The sequence below is a fragment of the Polynucleobacter sp. MG-5-Ahmo-C2 genome (genome assembly GCF_018687735.1).
GTDB lineage: Bacteria > Pseudomonadota > Gammaproteobacteria > Burkholderiales > Burkholderiaceae > Polynucleobacter.
Map to the genome: position 1 here is coordinate 1,211,207 of NZ_CP061304.1, position 23,572 is coordinate 1,234,778.

The 23,572-nt window shown below is 46.7% G+C and carries 17 protein-coding genes and 1 pseudogene; 6 read left to right on the forward strand and 12 right to left on the reverse strand.

Annotation, left to right across the window (positions count from 1 at the left end; translation table 11 throughout):
• Positions 1-22: 22 nt before the first annotated feature.
• The 4 genes from C2740_RS06290 to C2740_RS06305 all read right to left on the reverse strand — a co-directional run bounded on the left by C2740_RS06290 (position 23) and on the right by C2740_RS06305 (position 4,814).
• Positions 23-550 carry a tripartite tricarboxylate transporter TctB family protein gene (locus tag C2740_RS06290; RefSeq protein WP_215292400.1) on the reverse strand — a complete coding sequence of 176 codons (528 nt, stop codon included), beginning with the start codon at positions 548-550 and terminating at the stop codon, positions 23-25.
• Between the two features lie 85 nt (positions 551-635).
• Positions 636-1,634: a tripartite tricarboxylate transporter substrate binding protein gene (locus C2740_RS06295; RefSeq protein WP_215294340.1), complete on the reverse strand. Its 999-nt coding sequence runs from the start codon at positions 1,632-1,634 to the stop codon at positions 636-638.
• Between the two features lie 370 nt (positions 1,635-2,004).
• Positions 2,005-2,472, reverse strand: a complete 468-nt coding sequence (locus C2740_RS06300; RefSeq protein WP_215292402.1) for a DUF1854 domain-containing protein — start codon at positions 2,470-2,472, stop codon at positions 2,005-2,007.
• Entirely contained in the window at positions 2,469-4,814 is a 2,346-nt protein-coding gene (locus tag C2740_RS06305; RefSeq protein WP_215292403.1) for an ABC transporter ATP-binding protein, read from the reverse strand. Before C2740_RS06305 ends, C2740_RS06300 begins: the two co-directional genes overlap by 4 nt.
• A 199-nt stretch (positions 4,815-5,013) precedes the next feature.
• On the opposite strand from C2740_RS06305, the pseudogene cphA (C2740_RS06310) reads away from it, so the two are divergent.
• Positions 5,014-7,197, forward strand: a pseudogene (gene cphA / locus C2740_RS06310) (cyanophycin synthetase); the annotation flags it as partial.
• 9 nt (positions 7,198-7,206) lie between these two features.
• Positions 7,207-9,777 carry a cyanophycin synthetase gene (gene cphA / locus C2740_RS06315; protein ID WP_215292407.1) on the forward strand — a complete coding sequence of 857 codons (2,571 nt, stop codon included), beginning with the start codon at positions 7,207-7,209 and terminating at the stop codon, positions 9,775-9,777.
• A 20-nt stretch (positions 9,778-9,797) separates the two neighbouring features.
• Here the strand turns inward: cphA (C2740_RS06315) and C2740_RS06320 are convergent, their stop codons facing one another.
• The 6 genes from C2740_RS06320 to C2740_RS06345 form a co-directional block, all read right to left on the reverse strand.
• Positions 9,798-10,796 carry a class 1 fructose-bisphosphatase gene (locus tag C2740_RS06320; RefSeq protein WP_215294341.1) on the reverse strand — a complete coding sequence of 333 codons (999 nt, stop codon included), beginning with the start codon at positions 10,794-10,796 and terminating at the stop codon, positions 9,798-9,800.
• A gap of 69 nt (positions 10,797-10,865) precedes the next feature.
• Positions 10,866-13,475, reverse strand: coding sequence for an aminopeptidase N (pepN, locus tag C2740_RS06325; RefSeq protein WP_215292409.1), 2,610 nt, complete (start codon positions 13,473-13,475; stop codon positions 10,866-10,868).
• A gap of 51 nt (positions 13,476-13,526) precedes the next feature.
• Entirely contained in the window at positions 13,527-14,102 is a 576-nt protein-coding gene (locus C2740_RS06330) for a TMEM165/GDT1 family protein (protein WP_215292411.1), read from the reverse strand.
• 105 nt (positions 14,103-14,207) lie between these two features.
• Entirely contained in the window at positions 14,208-15,326 is a 1,119-nt protein-coding gene (gene ald / locus C2740_RS06335; protein ID WP_215292412.1) for an alanine dehydrogenase, read from the reverse strand.
• Between the two features lie 12 nt (positions 15,327-15,338).
• Positions 15,339-16,721 carry an amino acid permease gene (locus C2740_RS06340; RefSeq protein ID WP_215292414.1) on the reverse strand — a complete coding sequence of 461 codons (1,383 nt, stop codon included), beginning with the start codon at positions 16,719-16,721 and terminating at the stop codon, positions 15,339-15,341.
• A gap of 245 nt (positions 16,722-16,966) precedes the next feature.
• Positions 16,967-17,719 (reverse strand): ThiF family adenylyltransferase, encoded by a 753-nt coding sequence (locus C2740_RS06345; RefSeq protein ID WP_215292416.1) that lies wholly within the window; start codon positions 17,717-17,719, stop codon positions 16,967-16,969.
• Positions 17,720-17,739: 20 nt separating this feature from the next.
• Between C2740_RS06345 and pdxH the strand changes: the two genes are divergently transcribed.
• Complete coding sequence (pdxH, locus tag C2740_RS06350; protein WP_215292418.1) at positions 17,740-18,375, forward strand: pyridoxamine 5'-phosphate oxidase; 636 nt, start codon at positions 17,740-17,742, stop codon at positions 18,373-18,375.
• Here the strand turns inward: pdxH and msrA are convergent.
• The gene (gene msrA, locus C2740_RS06355; RefSeq protein ID WP_215292420.1) at positions 18,372-18,944 is read right to left on the reverse strand and encodes a peptide-methionine (S)-S-oxide reductase MsrA; all 573 of its coding nucleotides are present in this window, start codon (positions 18,942-18,944) and stop codon (positions 18,372-18,374) included. The two genes, pdxH and msrA, sit on opposite strands and share 4 nt — an antisense overlap.
• 49 nt (positions 18,945-18,993) lie before the next feature.
• Here msrA and C2740_RS06360 point away from each other — a divergent pair, with 49 nt between their 5' ends.
• The 3 genes from C2740_RS06360 (at position 18,994) to C2740_RS06370 (ending at position 22,732) form a co-directional block, all read left to right on the forward strand.
• The gene (locus C2740_RS06360) at positions 18,994-20,391 is read left to right on the forward strand and encodes a coniferyl aldehyde dehydrogenase (RefSeq protein ID WP_215292422.1); all 1,398 of its coding nucleotides are present in this window, start codon (positions 18,994-18,996) and stop codon (positions 20,389-20,391) included.
• A gap of 236 nt (positions 20,392-20,627) precedes the next feature.
• Positions 20,628-22,166: a DEAD/DEAH box helicase gene (locus C2740_RS06365; protein WP_215292423.1), complete on the forward strand. Its 1,539-nt coding sequence runs from the start codon at positions 20,628-20,630 to the stop codon at positions 22,164-22,166.
• 2 nt (positions 22,167-22,168) lie between these two features.
• Positions 22,169-22,732, forward strand: coding sequence for a chorismate lyase (locus C2740_RS06370; RefSeq protein ID WP_215292425.1), 564 nt, complete (start codon positions 22,169-22,171; stop codon positions 22,730-22,732).
• A 4-nt stretch (positions 22,733-22,736) separates the two neighbouring features.
• Here C2740_RS06370 and C2740_RS06375 read toward each other — a convergent pair whose 3' ends face one another.
• Positions 22,737-23,561 (reverse strand): uroporphyrinogen-III synthase, encoded by an 825-nt coding sequence (locus tag C2740_RS06375; protein ID WP_215292427.1) that lies wholly within the window; start codon positions 23,559-23,561, stop codon positions 22,737-22,739.
• Positions 23,562-23,572 lie beyond the last annotated feature (11 nt).

The window sequence follows — 23,572 nt, forward strand, 5'->3', positions numbered from 1 at the left end:
AATCTTTTTTATTTATATTTTTTTAGTTCACACCAACAAACTCGAGCGGGTTAAACCATGAACCATGTGGCAATGGAACTTGGAACCAAAACTCGAACATGAGGTATAGGGCTACGCTCACCCCAACTGATACTGCAATTGCCTTCCAAAGCGGATATTTACCAAGCCAAACCATGAAAATGGCGATATAAAACACTGAGGAGACATAAATACCAATTAACTGAACACCAAGCACGAACACAACCGCTGGCAACAATACAGCCATCACCTGATTGAAGGATTCTTTATCAACAAATGACTCTGTTTTCTTTTTCTTATTCACGATCGCCGCTTGGTAAAGAGTCACCGCGCTTGAAAGAAGGATGATTAAGCTAATATAGAAAGGGAAATATCCCGCTTCTGGGCCATCACTACCCCAGCTAGCACCAAGCTTGATGCTACCTACCATCACGATCAGCCCTACCACCATAAACAGGAAGGCGGTGATGATATCCATTGATCGCACACTGATCACTGAGTCTTGATTTGAATTATTTGTATGTTCAGACATTTGCTTTGTTCATTAATAAAGTTGATTAACGCACTACTTAAAAAATAGGACCCCCTGATGGAGGTCCTATCTGATTTCCTACTGATTACTTAGCCAAGAATCCAGCTTCGGTCATTAATTGCTTGTGAAGTGCCTCATTCAAGGTGAGCCAGTTTCTAAATTCTTTGCCAGACATAAATGTTTGGTTGAAAGCACCATCAGCCATGAACTTCTTCCACTCAGCTGTCGCACGTACTTTTTTGAATAACTCCACATAAAAATCAACTTGCTCTTGTGTCACGCCAGGAGCCATGAAGATGCCACGCAACATGGTGTAGTCAGTTGAAACACCTGCTTCTTTACAAGTTGGAACGTCATACCAAGATTGCGTATCGGTAATCTTTTCTTTGTAAGGCATGCGCGTGTCATCAAATACACAGAGAGCACGCAACTTGCCAGCACGCCATTGCGCAACTGCTTCAATTGGATTATTCACAGAAGAATCAATATGATTACCAACGAGCTGAACAGCAACGTCGCCACCCCCTTTGAATGGAATGTAAGTGAATTTAGCGCCGGTTGCTTTTTCAATCGCTACGGTAATAATTTGATCTTCTTGCTTAGAACCTGTACCGCCCATTTTGAATTTACCTGGGCCCGCTGCTTTAGCGGCATCAATATATTCTTTTGCTGTTTTGTATGGCTTTTCAGCGTTATCCCACAAAACAAATTGATCAAGCGCCAACATGGCAACTGGAGTGATGTCTTGCCAATTAAATGGAACACCAGTAGCCAATGGAGTGGTAAACAAGTTCGAGAGTGTGATCACGATCTTGTTTGGATCACCCTTAGCTTCTTTCATTGCCAAGAAACCCTCAGCACCAGCACCAGCGCCTTTATTCACAGGGATAATCGCCTGCTTCATCAAATTATTTTTGGTAATGATCCCTTGAATCATGCGCGCCATTTGATCGGCACCACCGCCAGGACCGGCAGGAATAATGAATTCAACAGGCTTACTTGGCTCCCATGCTGCAAATGCAGGTGAAACGCCAGCGACACCGAGGGCTAAGGCGGTGGAAATCAATGCCCCTTTTAACTTCATCTTCATAATGTGTGCTCCTGTAATGGTTTGCCAATTTATTTTTGGCTTATTTAATGTGTCTGTGATTTTTAAACAAGATAGGCTATCAGAACTTGACTGCCATCAATTATTTCAAAATCGTTACGTGCAAGCTTCTGCAATCTAGTGGAAACCCTGATCAATCAAGCTACGGACTGCGTTTAGTGTACTTACATTTGGACCTAAAAACCGCATTAAATACACATTAAATGCACAAAATGATAATGGCTATTTAGCGAGATTTGTCAGGGGTAATTCGGGGCTAAATATCTAGGTAATTACCCTAGTTATCCATTGGTGCCGCTTGCAGGAATCGAGCTGGCGACCTTTTCATTGCCAATACACCGCCCTACTACCGGAAGCGATCTAGGAGCTTTTTGCTGACCTTGTCCAGCTCGGTAGAGTCCTTAATCAGGAACTGCAGACCGTTAGAATCAGCAATCAACAGGGTATTTCCGGCGATTCTGCGGATATCCTCTTCACCCTTCAAACGAATACGAGTGGGACCTCGATCCGTTTCAATATCCCAAATACTGGGCGTTGCAAATGTCGACACCTTGGTAATTTTCTCGATGACCGGCATAAATTCACGGGCAGCCAATTCTTCCTCAATCAGAGCAAGCTCTGCCTCTGGAATGAGCGAAACATCTGGATACCAACATACTTCTTTGCCGGATTGATTCATGATGCCAATACCGGCAGCAGGTGCGGTAATTGGAAATGCTCGAACTGGATGAACTCCAATATGACGTTCACCTTTTGCGTCGATAAATACTAAATGGCCAAGTGCATCGCGCTCTAGTTGATGCGCCTTACTCATACGCCACCTCCAATATTTTTCGCAATCACTTCTAGTTGCTCTTCTTGCTTTTCCGCATGAGCCTCTTCAAGACTCTCACCGATAGCGCCACCCTCAACCAACTCGGCAGCATGACGCAACTGCGCTTGATACAAGGTGTAGTAAGCCCCCTGGGTCTCCATCAGCTGGTCATGTGAACCAATCTCCACAATCTCTCCCTTATCAAGAACTACCAGACGGTCAGCCTTTCTAAGTGTTGAAAGACGATGCGCAATCGCGATTGTTGTGCGGCCTTTAACTAAGTTATCTAATGCGCGCTGAATTTCTTTTTCGGTAGTGGTATCAACGGATGATGTTGCCTCATCCAAAATCAAAATACTTGGATTAATGAGAAGCGCGCGCGCAATTGAAATACGTTGACGCTCTCCACCCGAAAGAGATTGACCACGCTCACCAACTAAGGAGTCGTAACCAAGCGGGAGTCTGAGAATAAATTCATGGGCATGGGCTGCACGAGCTGCTTCAATAATTTCTTCACGAGTAGCGTCCGGTTTTCCGTAGGCAATATTCTCAGCAATCGTGCCAAAGAATAAGAATGGTTCTTGCAAGACCAAGCCAATACGCTTGCGATAGTCGGCAATTCGAATGCTGCGAATATCGCGCCCATCTAAGGAAATTGAACCAGAGTTCACATCATAAAAACGACAGATCAAATTCACCAAAGTGCTCTTGCCTGAACCGCTATGCCCTACCAGGCCAATCATTTCTCCGGGGGCAATATCCAAATCAATGCCTTTAGATACAGCGCGGTTTCCATAGCGGAAGCCCACGCCACGCAAGGCGATGCGGCCTTGAACTTGTCCTAATGGCGCTGGGTTGATTGGCTCGGGAACGCTCGATACGTGATCCAAGATATCAAAAATGCGCTTCGCGCCTGCGGCTGCTTTTTGTGTATGAGAAACAATTCGACTCATTGAATCTAATCGAATATAAAAACGTCCGATGTAAGCTAAAAAGGCAATCAATACACCAACTGTTACTTTTTGGTGCGCAACCTGCCAAATACCAAAACCCCAGACAACCAATAATCCAGTTTCTGTGAGTAATGTCACGGTTGGAGAAAACAATCCCCACACACGGTTCACACGATCATTGATTTGTAAATTGTGCTTGTTTGAGTCAACAAAACGTTTGAGCTCACGATCTTCTTGAGCAAATGCTTTCACTACCCGAATACCCGGAATAGTGTCAGCTAGGATATTGGTAACTTCAGACCAAATGCGATCAATCTTTTCAAAGCCAAAACGCAAGCGATCACGTACTACATGAATCATCCAAACAATGAATGGCAATGGAGCTAATGTCACTAAAGCAAGTAAAGGATCAATCGACACCAAGATTGCCGCAGTCATGGTGATCATGAGTACATCAGTTGCAAAATCTAAAGCGTACAAAGACAAGAAAACGCAGATACGATCAGTCTCTGCGCCAATGCGCGCAATCAGGTCACCCGTACGTTTGCCGCCAAAATATTCTAGAGAAAGCTTAAGTAAATGCTCAAAAGTGGTATTACGTAGGTCAGCGCCAATACGTTCACTCACCAATGCAAGTAAGTATGTTTTCCACCAACCCAGACCCCAGGCAACAATTGCTGCCCCAAATAAAGCCAGCAAATACATACTTGCTAAATGAAAATCTATTGGGTTGCCACGCTCATATGGAATCAACACGTGATCCATTAAAGGCATGGTGAGATAAGGTGGAATAAGCGTTGCGCCAGTAGATAGCAAGGTCAACACAAAACCCAGCGCAAGTTGTTTCTTATAGGGTCTTGCAAAACGCCAGAGCTTGAATAAAGTCCAGGTAGAAGGTGGAGTGTCGTCCTCTGGGTCACAAGTAGGGCATAAATCTGAATTGGCCGGTTTTGGACTTAAGCAAACTGGGCAAACTTGTTTATCGTATTCGCTTGACTCGCTCTTACTTTCTGCCTCTCCTCTAGTGAGTTGCTTAAAGCTTGATTGCAAGCGGAGAACTTGTGGGTTTACTGCCAAGGTGAAATACCAAGCTCGCAGCAAACTATCGGCAGTTTCTAGCCTTAAATGCCCCACCCCAGCATGATCCCCATGAATCAAATGCTCTTTCTGCCCTATAGACCAAGACTCAAATTGCTTACCATCGGTCCAAAAAAGACCTTCTTCGCTCAGCCAAATCAGGCTTTTTTCAAAGCGAAGATCCGCACCCAAATCGAGTTCAACCCATGCTAGCAAAGCATCAAAGCTGTGGACTGGAGATTTATGGTCCTGCAAAATAGCTTGCCAATAGCTTGGCAAAGCGGGGGCAAAAGGTAGGATTTCTGGCTTCATTGACACTAAAAGTATAGTGGAGCTAGATTTTTTAGATTTATAGATCCTGTCAACTTTAGGGCTGTAAAAACGTTAAATTAATGAACTAGCCCTTTTTATGTACTTTTGCTAATTTTGTGAGTTTTAAATAAAAACTATAAATAGAGAGACTGTCTGACGCGTCATAGCCAAACCCAGGCCCCAGAACTCGCAATACCCCATGCCCCAATTACTAGATAAATCCATCGAGATCCTGAGTGTTAAGCATCTCCGTGGCCCCAATATGTGGACCTACCATCCCGTCATTGAGGTTTGGCTAGATATTGGTGATTTGGAGGACTATCCCTCTAACCTCATTCCCGGTTTTTATGAGCGACTAGTTCAGGCTCTACCGAGTCTCGTTGAACATCGTTGCAGTTATGGAGAGACCGGCGGTTTCTTAAAGCGCGTCGAAGAAGGTACTTGGCCTGCGCATATTCTGGAACACCTTACGCTTGAGTTACAAAATTTAGCCGGTATTCCAGGTGGCTTTGGCAAAGCACGTGATGGTGATAGACGAGGTGTCTATAAAGTCATGGTGAGCGCCATTAATGAAGAAGTCACCCTAACTGCGCTCAAATATGCACGTGATTTGTATTTAGCTTTAGCGCAAGACAATCGAGATAGTGTTGCGCTGGTGAGTGACATCATCGAAAAGCTCCGCGACCTTGGCGATGATCTTTTGCTTGGGCCAAGCACAGCGTGTATTGTCAATGCAGCTGAAGAGCGTGGCATTCCCTCGATTCGTTTATCAGAAGGCAACTTAGTCCAACTGGGATACGGCGCCAAGCAACGTCGTATCTGGACCGCAGAGACCGATCAAACTAGTGCGATTGCCGAAACCATCTCTAGAGATAAAGATTTAACTAAGAGCCTATTACGGAGTGCTGGCGTCCCCACTCCTGAAGGTAGAACTGTTACTAGCCCTGACGATGCATGGGAAGCTGCACAAGACATTGGTCTACCTGTTGTTGTTAAACCAATTGATGGCAACCATGGTCGTGGCGTATTCATTAACCTTTACACCCAACAAGAAATCGAGGCTGCTTATGCAGTAGCGATTGATGAAGGTAGCGAAGTTTTAGTAGAGCGCCACATTGTGGGTGATGAACATCGCTTACTGGTAGTTGGCAATAAAGTCGTTGCTGCCGCCAAAGGAGAAACCGTTTGGGTTACTGGTGACGGTAAGCACTCTGTTTACGAACTCATTCAAATACAAATCAATTCAGATCCCCGTCGCGGTACTGCAGAAGAGCATCCGCTCAATCCAGTTCGCATTGATTCAGCAGTAGAGCTTGAGCTCGCACGTCAACAACTCACAGGCGATAGTATTCCTACCGCAGATCACAAAGTGCTCATTCAAAGTAACGGCAATGTCGCTTTTGATGTAACCGATCTGATTCATCCAGACGTAGCTCACCAAGTGGCCCTAGCAGCACGCGTAGTTGGCCTTGAGATAGCCGGTGTCGATTTGGTTGCACAAGATATCAGTCGCCCACTAGCAGAACAAAATGCTGCCATCGTGGAAGTAAATGCTGGCCCCGGCCTCTTAATGCATTTGAAGCCTGCGAGTGGAAAACCACAACCCGTTGGCAAAGAAATTGCTCAACACCTCTTCCCTCCAGGGACAGATTTCCGTATTCCAGTTGTAGGTATTTGTGGTGAAAATGGCAAAACGCCTGTTGCAGAAATGATTGCCCACTTCCTACGTCTAACCAATGTGTATGTTGGCCTCTCATGCAGTAAAGGCTTGTTTTTTGGCAATCGCGCGATCCCTAATACCAATGCATCCAATTGGGAAAATGCGCGCCGCACTTTACTCAATCGCGCCGTAGAAGCGGTCGTCATTGAAAATAATCATCTCTCTATGCTGATTGAAGGCTTAGCTTATGATCGCTGCCAAGTTGGCGTAGTCCTTAATGTAGACCCAAAGGCTAACTTTCCTAAATACGCTATTTATGATGAAGAGCAAGTCTTTAGCGTTATACGCACCCAGATTGATGTGGTACTCCCAACTGGAGTTGGCGTTCTCAATGCTGACGATCCGATGTGTGTGCAGATGGCAGAGCTCTGTGATGGTCAAGTGATCTTGTTTAGTGAAAAACCGAATTCTGATGTTGTCAAAACTCATCTGGAAAACGGAGGTCGTGTTGTGCTAGTTGGCAAACAACAAATTACTCTCAAGTCTGGTAAGTTGGATCAGAAATCAATTCCCGTACCACGCCACTCCGAATCAGACAATAGCGCCCCATGGAAAGGTATGAACTTAGGTGCTGCCATTGCCGCTGCCTGGGCACTAGATATACCATTTAATGTTATCGAAGCTGGTGCGGAAACATTTGTGCCAGACCTCACTACTGCACCAGGGGCTTAATTGGAAATCACCCGTATTCGTATGTTGCGCGGCCCTAATTTATGGAGCCGACACACTGCCCTAGAAGCAATCGTCTCTTGCGATGAGGCTGAGCGCTCCATCGATTCCATCCCCCAGTTTGAAACCAAGATTCGCGAACGCTTTCCACAACTTGGCAGTATGCGTCGTGGCGGTCACAATGAAGTACTCTCGCTTGCTCATGCCCTAGAACATGCCGCCCTTGGCTTGCAAGCGCAAGCTGGTTGCCCTGTTACTTTTAGTCGCACTGTCCAGACTGTGGATGTTGGCGTATATCAGGTGGTTGTGGAATATACCGAAGAAGTTGTCGGTCGCATGGCTTTTGACTTTGGCTTTGCCCTCATTCAAGCCACATTGAATGATGCACCTTTTGATCTTGCTGCAGCCCTCTCTGAACTAGAAGCCCTCTATGAAGATGTCCGTCTTGGCCCCAGTACTGGTTCTATTGTTGATGCAGCAGTACAGCGCAACATTCCATACCGTCGCATGACTGAAGGCAGTATGGTGCAGTTTGGCTGGGGCAGTAAACAAAAGCGAATTCAAGCTGCTGAGACCAGTGATACCAGTGCCATTGCTGAAGCGATTGCTCAAGATAAAGATCTCACCAAAAATTTACTAGCCGCAGCAGGTGTTTCAGTACCAACTGGCGAGGTGGTCACTTCAGCTGACGATGCATGGCGTGCTGCACAAGAAATTGGTGGTCCGGTCGTATTAAAGCCAAAAGACGGTAATCAAGGTAAAGGTGTTGTTGCCAATATTCAAACGGAAAAAGAAATCCGTGCCGGCTTTGAAGTAACCCAAAGCTTTGGTCGCGAAACGATTGTTGAGCGCTACCTCCCGGGTGCTGACTATCGCTTACTCGTGGTTGGAAATCGTCTCTCTGCGGCGGCCCGTCGTGAACCCGCTCAAGTTGTTGGAGATGGCACCCATACCGTTGCTGAACTCGTTGAGATAGAAAATAAAAATCCATTACGAGGCGATGGGCATGCCACTGCACTAACCAAAATTCGGTTTGATGATATTGCCCTCGCCCACTTAGCTAGCAACGGACTCACCCCCAAGTACATCCCTAAAACCGGGGAACGCGTCCTCCTTCGTAACAATGCAAACTTGAGTACAGGCGGAACTGCAACTGATGTAACTGATGATGTCCACCCTGATGTTGCCGCTAGCGCAGTGGCTGCAGCACAAATGATTGGTCTTGATATTGCAGGCGTAGATATTTTGTGTGAATCTATCTACAAACCCTTAGAGCAACAAGGTGGTGGCATCGTTGAAGTCAACGCCGCACCTGGCTTACGCATGCACCTCAAGCCGTCTTACGGAAAAGGCCGTCCCGTTGGTGAAGATATTGTGAATACGATGTTTCCGCCCGGTGAAGATGGCCGTATTCCAGTTGTTGCGGTCACTGGTACCAATGGCAAAACAACTACCGTACGCTTGATTGCTCATTTACTAAATGAGACTGGACTACGCGTTGGCATGACTACGACCGATGGCGTCTATATCAACCATCGATTAATTGATTCTGGTGATTGCAGCGGACCGAAGAGCGCGCGCAATGTATTAATGCATCCAGATGTGGATGCTGCCGTATTAGAAACTGCTCGCGGTGGGATGCTGCGTGAAGGTCTTGGTTTTGATCGATGTGAAGTGGCAGTAGTTACCAATATTGGCGAAGGCGATCACTTGGGCCTGAACTACATTACTAGCGTGGAAGATCTGGCTATTCTCAAGCGGGTAATTGTGCAAAACGTTGCACCAACTGGCGCAGCCGTCCTGAATGCTGCCGACCCGATGGTCGTTAAGATGGGTGACAAGTGTTCTGGACGGGTCATTTTCTTTGCTCAAAACCAACATCACCCAGTGATTGCTGCGCATCGCGCGAAAAATAAGAAAGTGATCTACTTTGATGGCACCTATATTGTTGCCTCAAAAGGTTCGCGGGTGATGTACCGCTTCCCCGTTAGCGAAATTCCGCTTACTCAAAATGGTGTGCTTGGCTTCCAAGTGGAAAATACTATGGCTGCAATTGGAGCAGCATGGGCCCTCGGACTTGACGCCGAAAAAATTGCACGTGGTCTTCATAGTTTTGAGAGTGATGCAAGTTCTGTACCAGGTCGCTTTAATCAATTCCAACACAACGGTGCAACCGTAATTGCTGACTATGGCCACAACCCAGATGCCATGCGCGCCTTAGCGAGCGCCATTGAAGCCATGAAGCCAAAGAAGAGTCACGTTGTGATTAGCGGCGCTGGGGATCGACGTGATGAAGATATCCGCGATCTCACCCGTATCTTAGGTAATTCGTTTGACAATGTCATCTTGTATCAAGATGCTTGCCAACGTGGTCGTGAAGATGGTGAAGTGCTCAAGCTCCTGCAAGAAGGTCTAGTAGGCGCAACTAAAGCCAAGCAAGTGAAAGAAATTCATGGAGAATTTAAGGCAATCGATACTGCCCTAAACGACATCTCTGCAGGAGATATCTGCCTTATTCTGATTGACCAAGTAGAAGAGTCGCTCGCCTACCTCAAGAAACAAGTGAAGCCCTAAGATCAAACCAGGGCATTAGCTCAAGCGTGATATTGCCGCAAGCGATCAATCTCTTCTTTGGATCCCAGCATGACTGAAACACGCTCATGCAAACCTGTTGGTTGCAGATCCATAATGGTCTGAGTGCCATTAATAGAAGCACCGCCAGCCTGCTCCACCAAGAAGCTCATTGGATTTGCTTCGTACATTAAACGCAACTTACCAGCCTTACTTGGATCACGCTTATCCCAAGGGTACATAAATACACCACCACGAGATAAAACGCGATGAACATCAGCCACCATTGATGCAATCCAACGCATATTAAAGTCTTTATCACGTGTACCCGTGGTGCCGGCTAAGCACTCCTCTACATAGCGACGGACTGGATCGGCCCAGTGACGCATATTGGACATATTGATTGCAAACTCTTTGGTTGAAGGCGAGATAGTGACGGCATCTTTAATAAGCAAAAACTCGCCAGTCTCTTTATTTAAAGTAAACATCACCACGCCATCACCCAATGTCAGGGCCATAGTGGTCTGCGGACCATACACTACATAACCTGCAGCCACTTGGTTACGTCCTGACAATAAGAAATCAGAAGTTTGTAAAGGAGTTTTTGGATCTTGCTTCTTCAAAACAGAAAAGATTGTTCCGATAGAAACATTCACATCAATATTGGATGAACCGTCCAGTGGATCAAACAAGAGAAGGTAGTCACCAGTACCTTGGACTGGCACAGGTAGCTCCATTTCCTCGGAGGCAAGGCCTGCCAGCGATTTGCAGCCCTTCACACCATCTATCAATTGATCATTAGCAATAATGTCTAGCTTTTGCTGTACTTCACCCTGTACGTTGCCACTTCCAGCTGAGCCTAATAAACCAATCAAGGCGCCCTGTGCTACTTCATGACTTAAGGTCGAGCAAGTATTGACCACTGCAAGCAACAAATCCTGAAGGCCTAAAGGTATGGCAGCACCTTTTGGTTTGGCGCTGACTAAATACTGCTTGAACGTGTGATTGATGCTTGAGGACAAAGGTGTTTCTCCGATTGTTGATGCCAATATCGTACTTTAAGGCTCTATTTTGCCCTGTTATCTAAAAGACTAGTGACCTAATGCCTTGCCTATTACCTCCCTGGTATCTGGAGAGAGGGTTTGGCAGGCGGCTACGCGCTCTAAGGCCGCTTTCATCTTATCTTGATAGGGTTGAGCAAATAGACGCCAGCGATCTAAGGCTCTAGCCAACCGAGCAGCTACCTGAGGGTTAATCGGATCTAAAGTGACAACACTATCAGCCCAAAATTCATAGCCACTGCCATCTGCTTGATGAAAGCTCGCAGGATTGTTGGAGCAGAAAGCATGAATCACGCTGCGCACTCGATTGGGGTTATTCATTTTGAATGCAGGATGTTCACGCAAGCCCTTCACATTACTCAATGTGGAATCCCGACCATCGACGGGTGGGCGGCTCGATTGCAATCCAAACCATTTATCGATTACCAATGCATCATTTGCAAAGCGCTCATAGAAGTCAATCAAGCAATCTTTTGCTTCCTTGGCTCCATGAATGACCAATCCCGCTAAAGCAGCATAACGATCAGTCATATTGTCGGCGATTCGATACTGATTGACCGCCAGCGGAGACCAAATCGCTGGATTGGCTTCCAGCAACATACTGAGCGCCAAGTTTTTCAGAGCACGTTTGCCAGCATCCACCGCATCAGACTTGAATGGTCCGGGTGTTTGCATTTGTTGATACAAGGCAGCCCACTCTAGTTGTAACTGCTTAGCAAGCTCTTTTCGGAAGGCGCGGCGTGCAGTAAAGATTTTCTGTGGGTCTACGCTAGTGCACTGTTCATATAAATAAGACTCGGCAGGCAGCGTTAGTGCAAGCTCCTTGAAGGCTGGATCTAGATTAGGATCAAGCAAAAGATTGCGGTAGGCTTCAATCAATTGAGCGTCGGGCAAGCGATTGTTTAAAATCATTTGCATGGCCAATTTCTGACCCGCTTCCCAGCAATTAAATGGGTCATCGTCAGACGAGAACAGCGTTAAAAGGTCTGCTTCACTTTGCTCAAAATCTAAATTTACTGGGGCTGAAAAATCTCGGTTAATCGAAAGCACTGGGCGCTCATCAATATTGTCAAAAGTCCAGCTTTGACTTGCTTGAGTTAGCTCTAATAATTGCTCTGCTTGATCATTGCTCTTTGTAATCAAGCGCATCTTCAATGGAATATGAAAAGGCTTCTTCTCTGGCTGCCCAGGACTGGGGGCACAGCTTTGAGTCAATGTAATTTGATATTGTTTTTTTGTCGGGTCGTAATGCTCTTGCACTTTGACGCGCGGTGTACCTGCCTGGCTATACCAATTTCTGAATTGAGTAAGATCTCTACCATTAGCATCGGCCATTGCCATTAAGAAATCATCACAAGTTACCGCCTGACCATCATGGCGCTTGAAATATAAATCCATGCCCTTGCGGAAGCCTTGTTTGCCTAGCAGGGTTTGATACATCCGCACTACCTCGGAGCCCTTCTCATACACGGTCACAGTATAAAAGTTGCTGATCTCTTGATATTCATCAGGACGAATCGGATGAGCCATCGGACCCGCATCTTCAGGAAACTGTAGTTGACGAAGTAGGCGCACATCTTCAATGCGCTTTACAGCCCTGCCAGACTCGCTACCCATTTGATCAGCTGAAAACTCTTGATCTCTAAATACGGTTAAGCCTTCCTTCAAGGATAGCTGAAACCAATCCTGGCAAGTGACTCGATTACCAGTCCAGTTATGAAAATACTCATGCGCAACAACACTCTCAATATTGGCAAAGTCTGCATCGGTTGCAGTTTCGGGTTGCGCTAGTACAAACTTGGTATTGAATATATTCAATCCCTTGTTCTCCATTGCGCCCATATTGAAATCACCCACCGCCACAATCATGAAACGCTCTAAGTCCAACTCAAGACCGAAACGTTTTTCATCCCAATGAATCGAGGCAATTAAAGAATCCATCGCATGACGGGTTTTCTTAAGATCATGGGGCTCTACCCAGATCTGCAATAACTTCTTGGCGCCGTTACCGGTGGTAATGCTTTCTTCAATGCATTCCAACTTACCAGCCACCAAGGCAAACAGGTAGGAAGGTTTTGGGAAAGGATCTTCCCAAGTGGCACTATGCCAACCATTGGGTAACTTTTCAGTATTTAATAGATTGCCGTTCGATAAGAGGACTGGGTATTCCGCTTCGCGTGCACGCAATGTCACACGATAGCGCGCCATCACATCTGGACGATCTAAGAAGTAAGTAATTTTTCTGAAACCTTCAGCCTCACATTGCGTAAAGAAATTTCCATTAGAAACATACAAGCCCATGAGAGAAGTATTTTTCTCGGGTACGCAAACGCAAATGATTTCAACAATGAATTTATCTTTACCTTCATTTGGCAAAGAATGAATTGTCAAAAATTCAGGAGTTAGTTCAAAGTGACGATGTGCCTCACCATTAATACGCAAACTCACAAACTCCAATTCTTGGCCTACCAAAACTAATGGTGCTCCGGCTGCAAAACCCTTACCCGGCAAAACCTCAATCCGACTCTTCACAATCGTACGTGCAGGATCTAGTGCAATATCAAGCTCTACTTGATCAAAGGTATAAACGGGAGGTCGGTATTCGAGTCGACGAAAGCTCTGTGGCAGATCAGTTTTCATAGTCTTATTTTAAGCCTTGGCTAGTGTTGCTGCAGACCCCTCAAGATCCCACTAATTCCAAATCAGCGTGGCGATACCAATGGCAATAAAGGTTACCGCCGCCACCGCATGCACCCACTTGATCGGCATACGCTTGGTAAATTTTTGACCGATCCAAACAGCTGGGACATTCGCCAACATCATCCCCAATGTGGTGCCAACCGTTACAGAGAAAACATCTTCATATCTTGCGCCTAAAGCAATCGTCGCAATTTGGGTCTTATCCCCCATCTCGGCCAAAAAGAATAGGCCAACTGTCAGCAGAAATACTTGCCAAGCACGATCGGCTACCCTCGATCCAGCAACATCATCGATATGATCGGGCACCAGAAGCCACAAACCAATGCCCAGGAAGCTCAATCCCAAAATCCAACGCATTACATCTGGTGATACCAAGGTCGTTAACCAATGGCCCAAGAGGGCGGCGCATGCATGGTTTGCGATGGTAGCAAGAAATATCCCGGCAATGATGGCTAAAGCTTGCTTGGGATAACGCGCAGCCAACATTAATGAAAGGAGTTGAGTTTTATCACCCATCTCCGCTAAGGCGACAACGCCAGCAGAGAGGATTAGAGTAGAAAAGTCCATGGATCTAGTTGTTCCAGTAAATGCAGCAATGAGTAATACATTGGGGACAGTTTAAATCCCCAATGTGTCCACATGATGCAAAACTACAAATCCATACAAAACAACTTATGCGACCAAGAGCTCCTCTGCCAAAGCAAAGTCTAAGCCTTGCGCCAACGCTACTGGCTTAGAGGTTAATACACCCTTATGCACACTCAGACCATTACGCAAGTGATGGTCAATCGATAGAGCTTCCATCACCCCTCGATTAGCCAAAGCCTCCACAAATGGATAGGTAGCATTCGTTAATGCAAAGGTAGAAGTTCTTGCAACTGCTCCAGGCATATTAGCAACGCAATAGTGCAATACACCGTCCACTAAGAAGGTGGGGTCAGCATGAGTAGTGGGCTTGGAGGTTTCAAAGCACCCACCCTGATCAATTGCAACATCTACCACGACTGAGCCTGGCTTCATCTTTTTCACCATCTCATGCGTCACTAACTTTGGTGCTGCACCACCAGGGAGTAGTACTGCACCAATCACAACATCTGCCTCACAAACTTCTTGCTCTATTAGCAAGTTATCTGAGTAAAAAGTTCGTACCCGATTACCGTAAAGCATATCGATTTGACGTAAGCGATCAATATCACGATCAAAGATACACACATCAGCACCGATACCTACTGCCATCTGCAAAGCATTACGGCCCACCACCCCGCCGCCCAAAATGACGATCTTGGCTGGTGATACGCCAGGCACCCCAGCCATCAAAACACCCAAACCACCATGCGTTTTTTCTAGATGAGATGCAGCCGCCTGAATTGACATGCGACCAGCCACTTCGCTCATCGGGGCTAGCAGCGGCAGCGCCCCGTTGATGGCAGTCACTGTTTCATAGGCAATACAGGTGGCACCAGAATCAATTAATGCCTTTGTCTGCTTTGGATCTGGAGCTAAATGCAGATAAGTAAACAGAATTTGATCCTCGCGCAGCATGGCACATTCTTGCGCTTGCGGCTCTTTGACCTTCACAATCATCTCGGCCTTATGAAATACTTCTGCTGCGCTGTTGATGAGTGAAGCACCTGCAATCCGATAGGACTCATCCGTTAGGCCAATCTGTTCTCCTGCGCCACGTTGAACGAGAACAGTGTGGCCCTGTTTACAGAGCCCGCTGACATTGCCCGGGGTTAAGCCCACTCTAAACTCATTATTTTTTACTTCTTGAGGTACGCCAATAATCATTTCTATCTCCTGTTATTTGAATTCACGATTACTTTTTGTTTTATGGTGCAAACCAACGATGTAGAACATCGCCAGATACACCGCCAATAGGCACGGGCCTAATATCAATGCAATCCGTGCATCCTCATGGAAACCCATCAGCACAACGACAAGAAAAATGAATGCCAGAGCAAACCATGAGGAATATGGGTACCAAGGAGTGCGATACGCAAGTTCAGAAACCTGGGATTTAGTTAATGAGCGGCGGAATTTGAGTTGCGTAAACAAGATTGCAATCCAGACCATCAAGCCAACAAAGGTCACCGCAGCCATGATGTATTGAAAAGCCTTGTCAGGAACAAAGTAATTCAAAATAACGCCAGTCATACAAACAGCGACAGTAGCCATTACCGCACGATGAGGAACACCATACCTGGATAACTTTGCAAAAGGTGCTGGCGCATAACCATTGCTCGATAAAGAGTACAGAAGTCGGCCGCCACTAAAGATGCCAGCATTGCAGGATGAAAGCGCTGCCGTGATGACAACAAAGTTAATCAAGCCAGCTGCCTCACGCAAACCAATGCGCTCAAACATCACCACAAAAGGACTGCCCTGTTGTCCTACCTCATTCCAAGGGAAGATTGCCAGAATGACTAAGATTGCACCCATGTAAAAAATCAAGATGCGCCACGCCAATGAATCAATTGCCATGGGGATTGTTTTGCGTGGGTTCTCAGCTTCGCCTGCAGATAAACCAATCATCTCAATGCCAACGTAGGCAAATAAGACCATCTGTAAGGAGAGCAACATACCGCTGATGCCATTGGGAAAGAAGCCGCCATGCTGCCACAAATTACTCAAGCCAATTGGCTGCCAATCATTGGTAAACCCAAATAAGATGACAGAACCACCCAGCGCAATCATGGCAACAATCGCCACCACCTTGATTAAGGCAAACCAGAACTCAAACTCACCAAACACTTTGACGGCAATGAGATTGATTAAACCCATCATTACAATCGATGACAGTGCCCAGATCCACTGTGGCGTTTCGGGGAACCAAATACCCATATAAATGCCAACTGCTGTGACCTCAGCAATGCCAACCACGATCCAATAGGTCCAATACCCCCAGCCAACCATATAGCCAGCTAATGGCCCCACATAATTATTGGCATAAGCTGCAAAAGATCCGGCAACCGGTTCATGCACTGCCATTTCACCGAGGGTGCGCAGCACGATGAAAGCCACGATCCCCGCCAATAGGTAGCCCAGGAGAATCGATGGCCCAGCAATTTTGATTGCACTTGCTGAGCCTAGAAATAATCCAACGCCAATCGTTGAGCCTAACGCCATCAAGCGAATGTGTCTTACTTTGAGATGGCGTTTTAAGCCAGTGTGTTCAGTCTGCAAAAGAGACCCCCTTTCGATTTGTCGTTGGCTGATTTACCAACGAGGCAAAGTCTAGGGAGTGCTAGGCAGATGCACTAGGGGCTAAAAATGCCTAAAGTTGTTAAAACAATAAAAAATAATTTGCTTAGGAATGAAATGTCATATAAATCAAGACCGGAGCACACCAGAAAATATTCCCGACTGCAAAAGAATCAGTAATTTCCTACAGGGAATCCCCTTAAGGATTTACTGCATACAAATTGCAATTAAGCTTTGGCGGCAATGAGATTCAAAATCTCAGCAGCAGCCGCAAGGCCACAGGCTGCGGTCACCATGACGGTGGATCCGTAGCCAGAGCAAGCTAAGCCACCATTGGCCGCGCCGGCCCTGGGCTCATGAGAGTAAATAGCGCGGATACCAATTTTTTTCTTCAGGTTTCTTGAAAAACCATGATCTTGTCTGAGTCCTTGGCGCACCTTTGCCAATAATGCATCCTGCTCAGTTCGAGAGAGATCATCACAACGCACCGAAGTTGGATCGGACTTACCACCAGCGGCACCACACATCACTAGCGCACGATGATGAGCGGTTGCCCATACTGATAAAGCAATTTTCGTTTGAACAGAATCTGTGGCATCCAAAACCAAAGCATCACGCGGTATGAGTACATCTAAATTTTCTGGTGTTAGAAACTCATCGCAGGGTGTCAAGTGGATCTCGGGATTAATTTGCAAAATGCGCTGAGTCATTGCCTCTACTTTGGCTTTGCCATACTGGCCTTCTAAGGCATGCAATTGACGATTGGTATTACTCTCTGCAATGTGATCAAAGTCAACTAAGACTAGGTGCCCAATTCCAGTTCGAGCTAATGCTTCTGCCGCCCAAGAACCGACTCCACCTAAACCAGCTACCACCACCGTCGCATTGTGAAAGCGCTCGCGCAGCTCAGGACCATAGAGTCTAGAGACCCCGCCAAAACGACGATCTTCGATATTTGTTTCTTTCTTGTCTTCTGCCATGGCTTCTTTATACTGAATAAATGGACTCTATTGCCCAACTTCGCAAAAACTACACCTTTGGCCAGCTATCGGAAACCGATGTTCCAAGCAATCCATTTCCTCTTTTTCAGCTTTGGTTTGACCAAGCCGTAAGAGCAGAGTGTCCTGAACCTAATTCCATGACCTTGGCTACCGCCGATCAAGCAGGAAACCCATCAGCTCGTATTGTCTTACTAAAAGGTGCCGACCAAAAGGGCTTCACCTTTTTCACCAACTATGAAAGCCAAAAAGGTAAAGATTTAGCGGCCCGTCCGCAAGCCGCCCTACTTTTTCATTGGCACGAGCTAGAGCGTCAAATCCGCATTCAAGGAGCGGTGGAGCGGGTGAGCGCCGCTGAAAGCGATGAATACTTTCATTCTCGCCCTCCCGCATCGCGAATTGGCGCCTGGGCTTCACCGCAAAGCGCAGCCATCCCCAATCGTGAATTTTTAGAAGAAGCTGAAAAACGCTTTAAAGCAGAGTTTGGGGATGCGCCGCCGCGCCCTGATCATTGGGGTGGTTATCGCTTACAACCAACTGAAATTGAATTTTGGCAGGGCCGCCCTTCCAGGCTGCATGATCGTATCTACTACAAGCTAGATGGGTCAACTTGGCAGGTAAACCGCCTAGCTCCCTAAGAGTATTGGGGCGCTATCAGCGCTTTAAATTTCGCCCTGAACTTTGCCAACTTCGGTGCAACCACTGCCATGCAGTAGCCTTGATTTGGGTGTTGCACAAAGTAATTCTGGTGATAGTCTTCAGCAGGAAAGATGGTTGGCGCCGCATCAATCTGCGTTACCACGGGTCTAGAATAGATTTTTGAATCATCAAGCTCCTTCACCACTTCATGCGCAACTTTAGATTGTTCATCGCTGTGCGTAAAGATCACCGAACGATATTGCGTACCGTGATCATTGCCTTGATAGTTCAAGGTGGTGGGATCATGAATCACAAAGAAGATCTCCAACAAATCCCTAAATGAGACGATCTCCGGATCAAACATCATGTCTACAATTTCTGCATGTCCAGTAACCCCTGTGCAAACTGCTTCATAAGTGGGGTTAGGTCTAGCGCCTCCAGCGTATCCGGAAACAACTGATTTGACCCCTGAAATTTGCTGGTAAACAGCCTCTAGGCACCAAAAACAGCCGCCACCTAAGGTGGCACGCTCTAGAGTAGGCTGGTTTTTATCTAAGCTTTGGTTCATGGCTTTATCCTAATGCCTTATTTCAATATCTGCCAACTATTAATCGCCTATGAATCGCTTCACCATACAACTCGATGAAATTAAAGCGGCCTATGCTGCAGAACCAAACCCCAGTCTTGAAGTCAGACTGGAGCGCATTGTTCGCATCGAAAAGATGCTTCGGGCCAATGAAGAAAAAATCTGCAAAGCACTCATCGCAGACTTTGGCATCCGTCACCCCATTGAAACCCAGCTCGCCGAGCTTCAGATGGTGTATCAGGCTTGTAAGTACGCCCGCAAACATCTCAAAGAGTGGATGAAACCCGTGCAAGTGGAAGTGCCTTTGTATTTGAGCTCCTCAGAAGCCTGGATTCAAAGTCAATCCATTGGTGTTGTTGGCATCATCAGCCCCTGGAATTACCCAATTCAATTGGCGCTCGTTCCTGCAATAGCTGCACTTGCCGCTGGTAACCGAGTTTGGCTCAAACCTTCTGATCGCAGTTCTCGTACTTCTGGATTTTTAGCGAGCTTAATTCAAGAGTATTTTCACCCTAGTGAGTTTTGTGTCACTACTGGTGGCATTGAAGTAGCAGAACAATTTGCTGCACTTGCATTTAACCATCTCTCATTCACTGGCTCAGAAGCTATTGGTAAAAAAGTAATGCGCGCTGCTGCTGAAAACCTGACTCCAGTAACCCTAGAGCTTGGCGGCAAAACACCAGCCATCATTGATTCCACCGCCAAACTCCAAGAGGCGGCTGCTTCTATTGTCTATGGAAAATTACTGAATAGCGGTCAAACGTGCATTGCTCCAGATTACGTATTGATTGAACAAAACATTCAAGCTACTTTTATTCAAGAACTGCAAACTGCAGCACAATCCCAATTTAGCAATCCCGAAGAATTGACTGGTCCGATTGATGATGACCAGTTGCAGCACTGGCAACACTTAGTTAGTGATGCCGTTGATCGTGGGGCAAAAGCAATTCCATTGCTCAGCAATCCTGCAGTAGGTGCACGCAGATTTGAGCCTGTAGTACTGATTGACGTCTCACCCCAAGCCCGCGTCCTGCATGAAGAAATCTTTGGGCCAATACTTCCCATAGTGATCGTTACCGATACTGCTGCAGCAATTGCCTATGTCAACAGTAGACCCAATCCTTTAGCGCTTTACTGGTTTGGTAAAAGCAAAAAGAATATGCAGCGGGTTTTAGAAGAAACTCGCTCTGGTGGCGTCACTATCAATGACACGCTATTGCATGCAGTAGTCGAGTCATTACCATTCGGCGGAATTGGCGCAAGTGGTATGGGCGCATGCAAAGGTAAAGCTGGCTTTGACGCTTTTAGCCATGCAAAGCCTATTCTGGAAGTGCGTGGCTTATTAGGCACAAGTCTTTTTAAAGGCACGCAAGCTGCACACCCGCCCTACGACAAGAAGACAGAGCGTCTTATTCGTCATCTAAAGTAATTAATTCGGGAAAACCCTTGTAATCACCCTCTCAAACTGCCATAATAAGAGGCTTTTTAAAGCAATTTGATTCATCGCCCCCCAGCTATATTTCAGCGTTCCGTTTAGAAGTTATAAACACCGAAGTCAAAAAACGCGCTGCCGCCTGTCTGATGGTCGATGCCTTTGACCATCGCACCCTACAAAACCATGGGTGCAACATACGGAGACATCCCTTAAAGGGGATGTGTAATAGCATGACTTTTTCTAAAGAAACTAAACACGAGTCACATGACTCAAAGCACGCTGGAACTGAGTTCCAGTCTTTTGCCTTAGCGGCATCACTCCTTAAAAACGTTGCTGAACTGGGTTATACCCAAGCTACTGCTGTACAAGCTCAGGTTATTCCTGCAGCCTTGGCTGGTGGTGACTTATTAGTCAGTAGCCAAACTGGTAGCGGTAAAACTGCAGCCTTTTTATTACCTTTAATCAATCAACTCATTGAAGACAACCCGAATAACTCACCTGTACCAGGTCGCGCGCAACCTAAAGTGTTAGTGCTCTGCCCTACTCGTGAGTTAGCTCAACAGGTTGCCGCTGATGCAGTGAACCTAGTTCGCGGCATGAAAGGCATCCGTATTGCAACTGTCATGGGTGGCATGCCTTACGGCAAGCAAATCCAAGCCCTGAAGGGTGCATTGCTAGTAGTCGCAACTCCAGGCCGTTTACTCGATCTATGCGACAGCAAAGCAATTCGTCTAGATGATGTAAAACAACTCGTTATTGACGAAGCCGATCGCATGTTAGACATGGGATTTGCGGATGATCTCGAGGCAATTGATAAACGTTGTGCAGGCCGTAACCAAACCTTGATGTTCTCTGCAACCTTTGCACCAAAGATTATGTCTTTGGCAAATGAATTGACTACAGATCCCAAGCGCATTGAACTTGCTCACGCAGGTGAAAAGCATGCCAACATCGAACAGAAGTTACATTGGGCTGACAGCATGTCACATAAGCACAAGTTACTTGAGCACATTTTGGCTGATGCCACTTTGGATCAGGCAGTTGTGTTTGCTAGCACTCAGGTTGAAAGCGAAAAAATCGCCGATACCTTGCGTGCTAATGGCTACGAAGCTAGCGCCCTTCACGGTGCAATGCCTCAAGCTGTGCGTATGCGTCGCCTAGAGTCTTTACGTAAAGGCCACACCAAGATTTTGGTTGCAACGGACGTAGCGGCTCGCGGTATTGATGTGCCACGTATCAGTCACGTCATTAACTTCGGCCTACCAATGAAACCAGAAGACTATACGCACCGTATCGGCCGTACTGGTCGCGCTGGTCGCAATGGCGTAGCCATCACCTTGGTTGAACATCGCGATCGCGCCAAGATCCGCAATATCGAGCGCTTTACACAGCAAGATATCGTGGCATCAGTCATTGCTGGTCTCGAGCCGCAAGCCAAGCCTAGCTTTGGTGGTGGCGGTGGTGGCAATCGTTCTGGTGGTGGTCGCTCAGGCGGCGGTGGTGGCAATCGTTCTGGTGGTGGCGGTGGTCGCTATGGTTCAGGCGCACGTTCTGAATCTCGTTCTGGTGGTGGTGGCTCTGGTGGTGGTAATCGTTCGGGCAATCATTTCGAGGCGCGTTCGACTGGCTCTACTGACTCACGTCCAGCTCGCTCTGCTGATTCACGCCCTGCGCGTTCTGCGGACTCACGTCCAGCACGCCCAGCGGGTGGCCCGCGTTTTGCCAAACCAAAGTCTGGCGGTCAACGTCGGAACTTTAGCGGTAGCTAAAAATGATTCACCGTAATCGTCTCCGTTCTGCATGGAATCGAGTCGGTTCCGGTGAAATTCATCGGGCGCCACGGAAGTGGCAACCATGGCTTAGTGACACTGGGTCTCTCACCCAAAAACTTGAGAAAGTAATTGGTCAAAAACTAGAAGTACAGATTTTGCGAGATTGCCCTCAATCACTCAATAGCGACGAAAGTCGCTATTTCCATTTCAAGCTAAGACGTTGCAGAGTACGCGAAGTACTTTTGTGCGCAAATAATGTTCCCTTAGTAATGGCGCGTAGCGTTATACCGACCCTTAGCTCTAGCGGTAGCAATCATGCTGTTCTACGGCTGGGAACAAAGCCTCTTGGGGCTGTACTCTTTGCCAAAACACGCAAGCATTCCAAAGTAAAACCGCCGCGAGATATTGCGCGTTTAGATAAAAGTAGTGATTTGTGGAAACGATGTTCCAGGAATTACCCTGAATTAAGCTCACCCCTATGGGCTCGTCGCACCCTCTATCAATTAAAGGGTCATCCAGTCCTGGTGAATGAAATTTTCTTGCCAGCTTTACTAAGCTTTTAAAAGCTTAGAGTGTTAGCCAGGCTAGGCTCGCTTTAATGAGAGCCTCATCACCAGGCTCAGTCGTAAACACTTCACCAAATCCAATCATCTCGGCTGTATCGGCAATGTTGTGATGTGGACATAAGGCGCTTGCACGTTGCAGGCTTTGAGGAAATTGATCTTTACCCACTTGACCTAGATAACGCACAGCCTCAGATGAGGTGAGTAACCAAAGGGATTTTGAAAAATCTATCTCATGAATTGCATCCCAAGCAGGACTATCAAGATCTAAAGGTACACGAGTGTAAGTAGAAATTGCCTCTACCTTAGCCCCCGCTTTTACTAAGGTATCAGCTAGCCATTCTCGGCCGCCCTCGCCCTTAAAGATAACGATCTTTTTGACTGTCCAATCCCACTTAAGAGCCTGGAGCTCTTGCCATAAACCTTCTGAATCCCATTGCTCATTGTTCTCGGGAATCAATATCGGGGTAGGAGTCTTTTCTTGGCCAATGCCATGGTTTTCTAATGCAAACCGACTGCTTCCACCCATCACCCCAATTGGAATAATCTTTTTAGAAAATGCTTGCCAATCGCGCTCTAGTAAACGCATCACGCATTCAATTGCATTGGGGCTAACGAAGATTGCAAGATCTGCATCTTTTAAAGCGGTGGCAATGTGATCAGCTAAATGATCATCCGTCTTGGGGACGATCGTCAGCAAAGGGAGTGAAATAATCTCAGGTAGGCTACGCTTAGCAACCCCACTCTTTTCGATGCTATTGGTCAGCAACTCAATGAGTTGACGAGCTTGGCCACTAGGCCTAGTGACGACGATGGTTTTCGTACTCATCGCTACTGTTT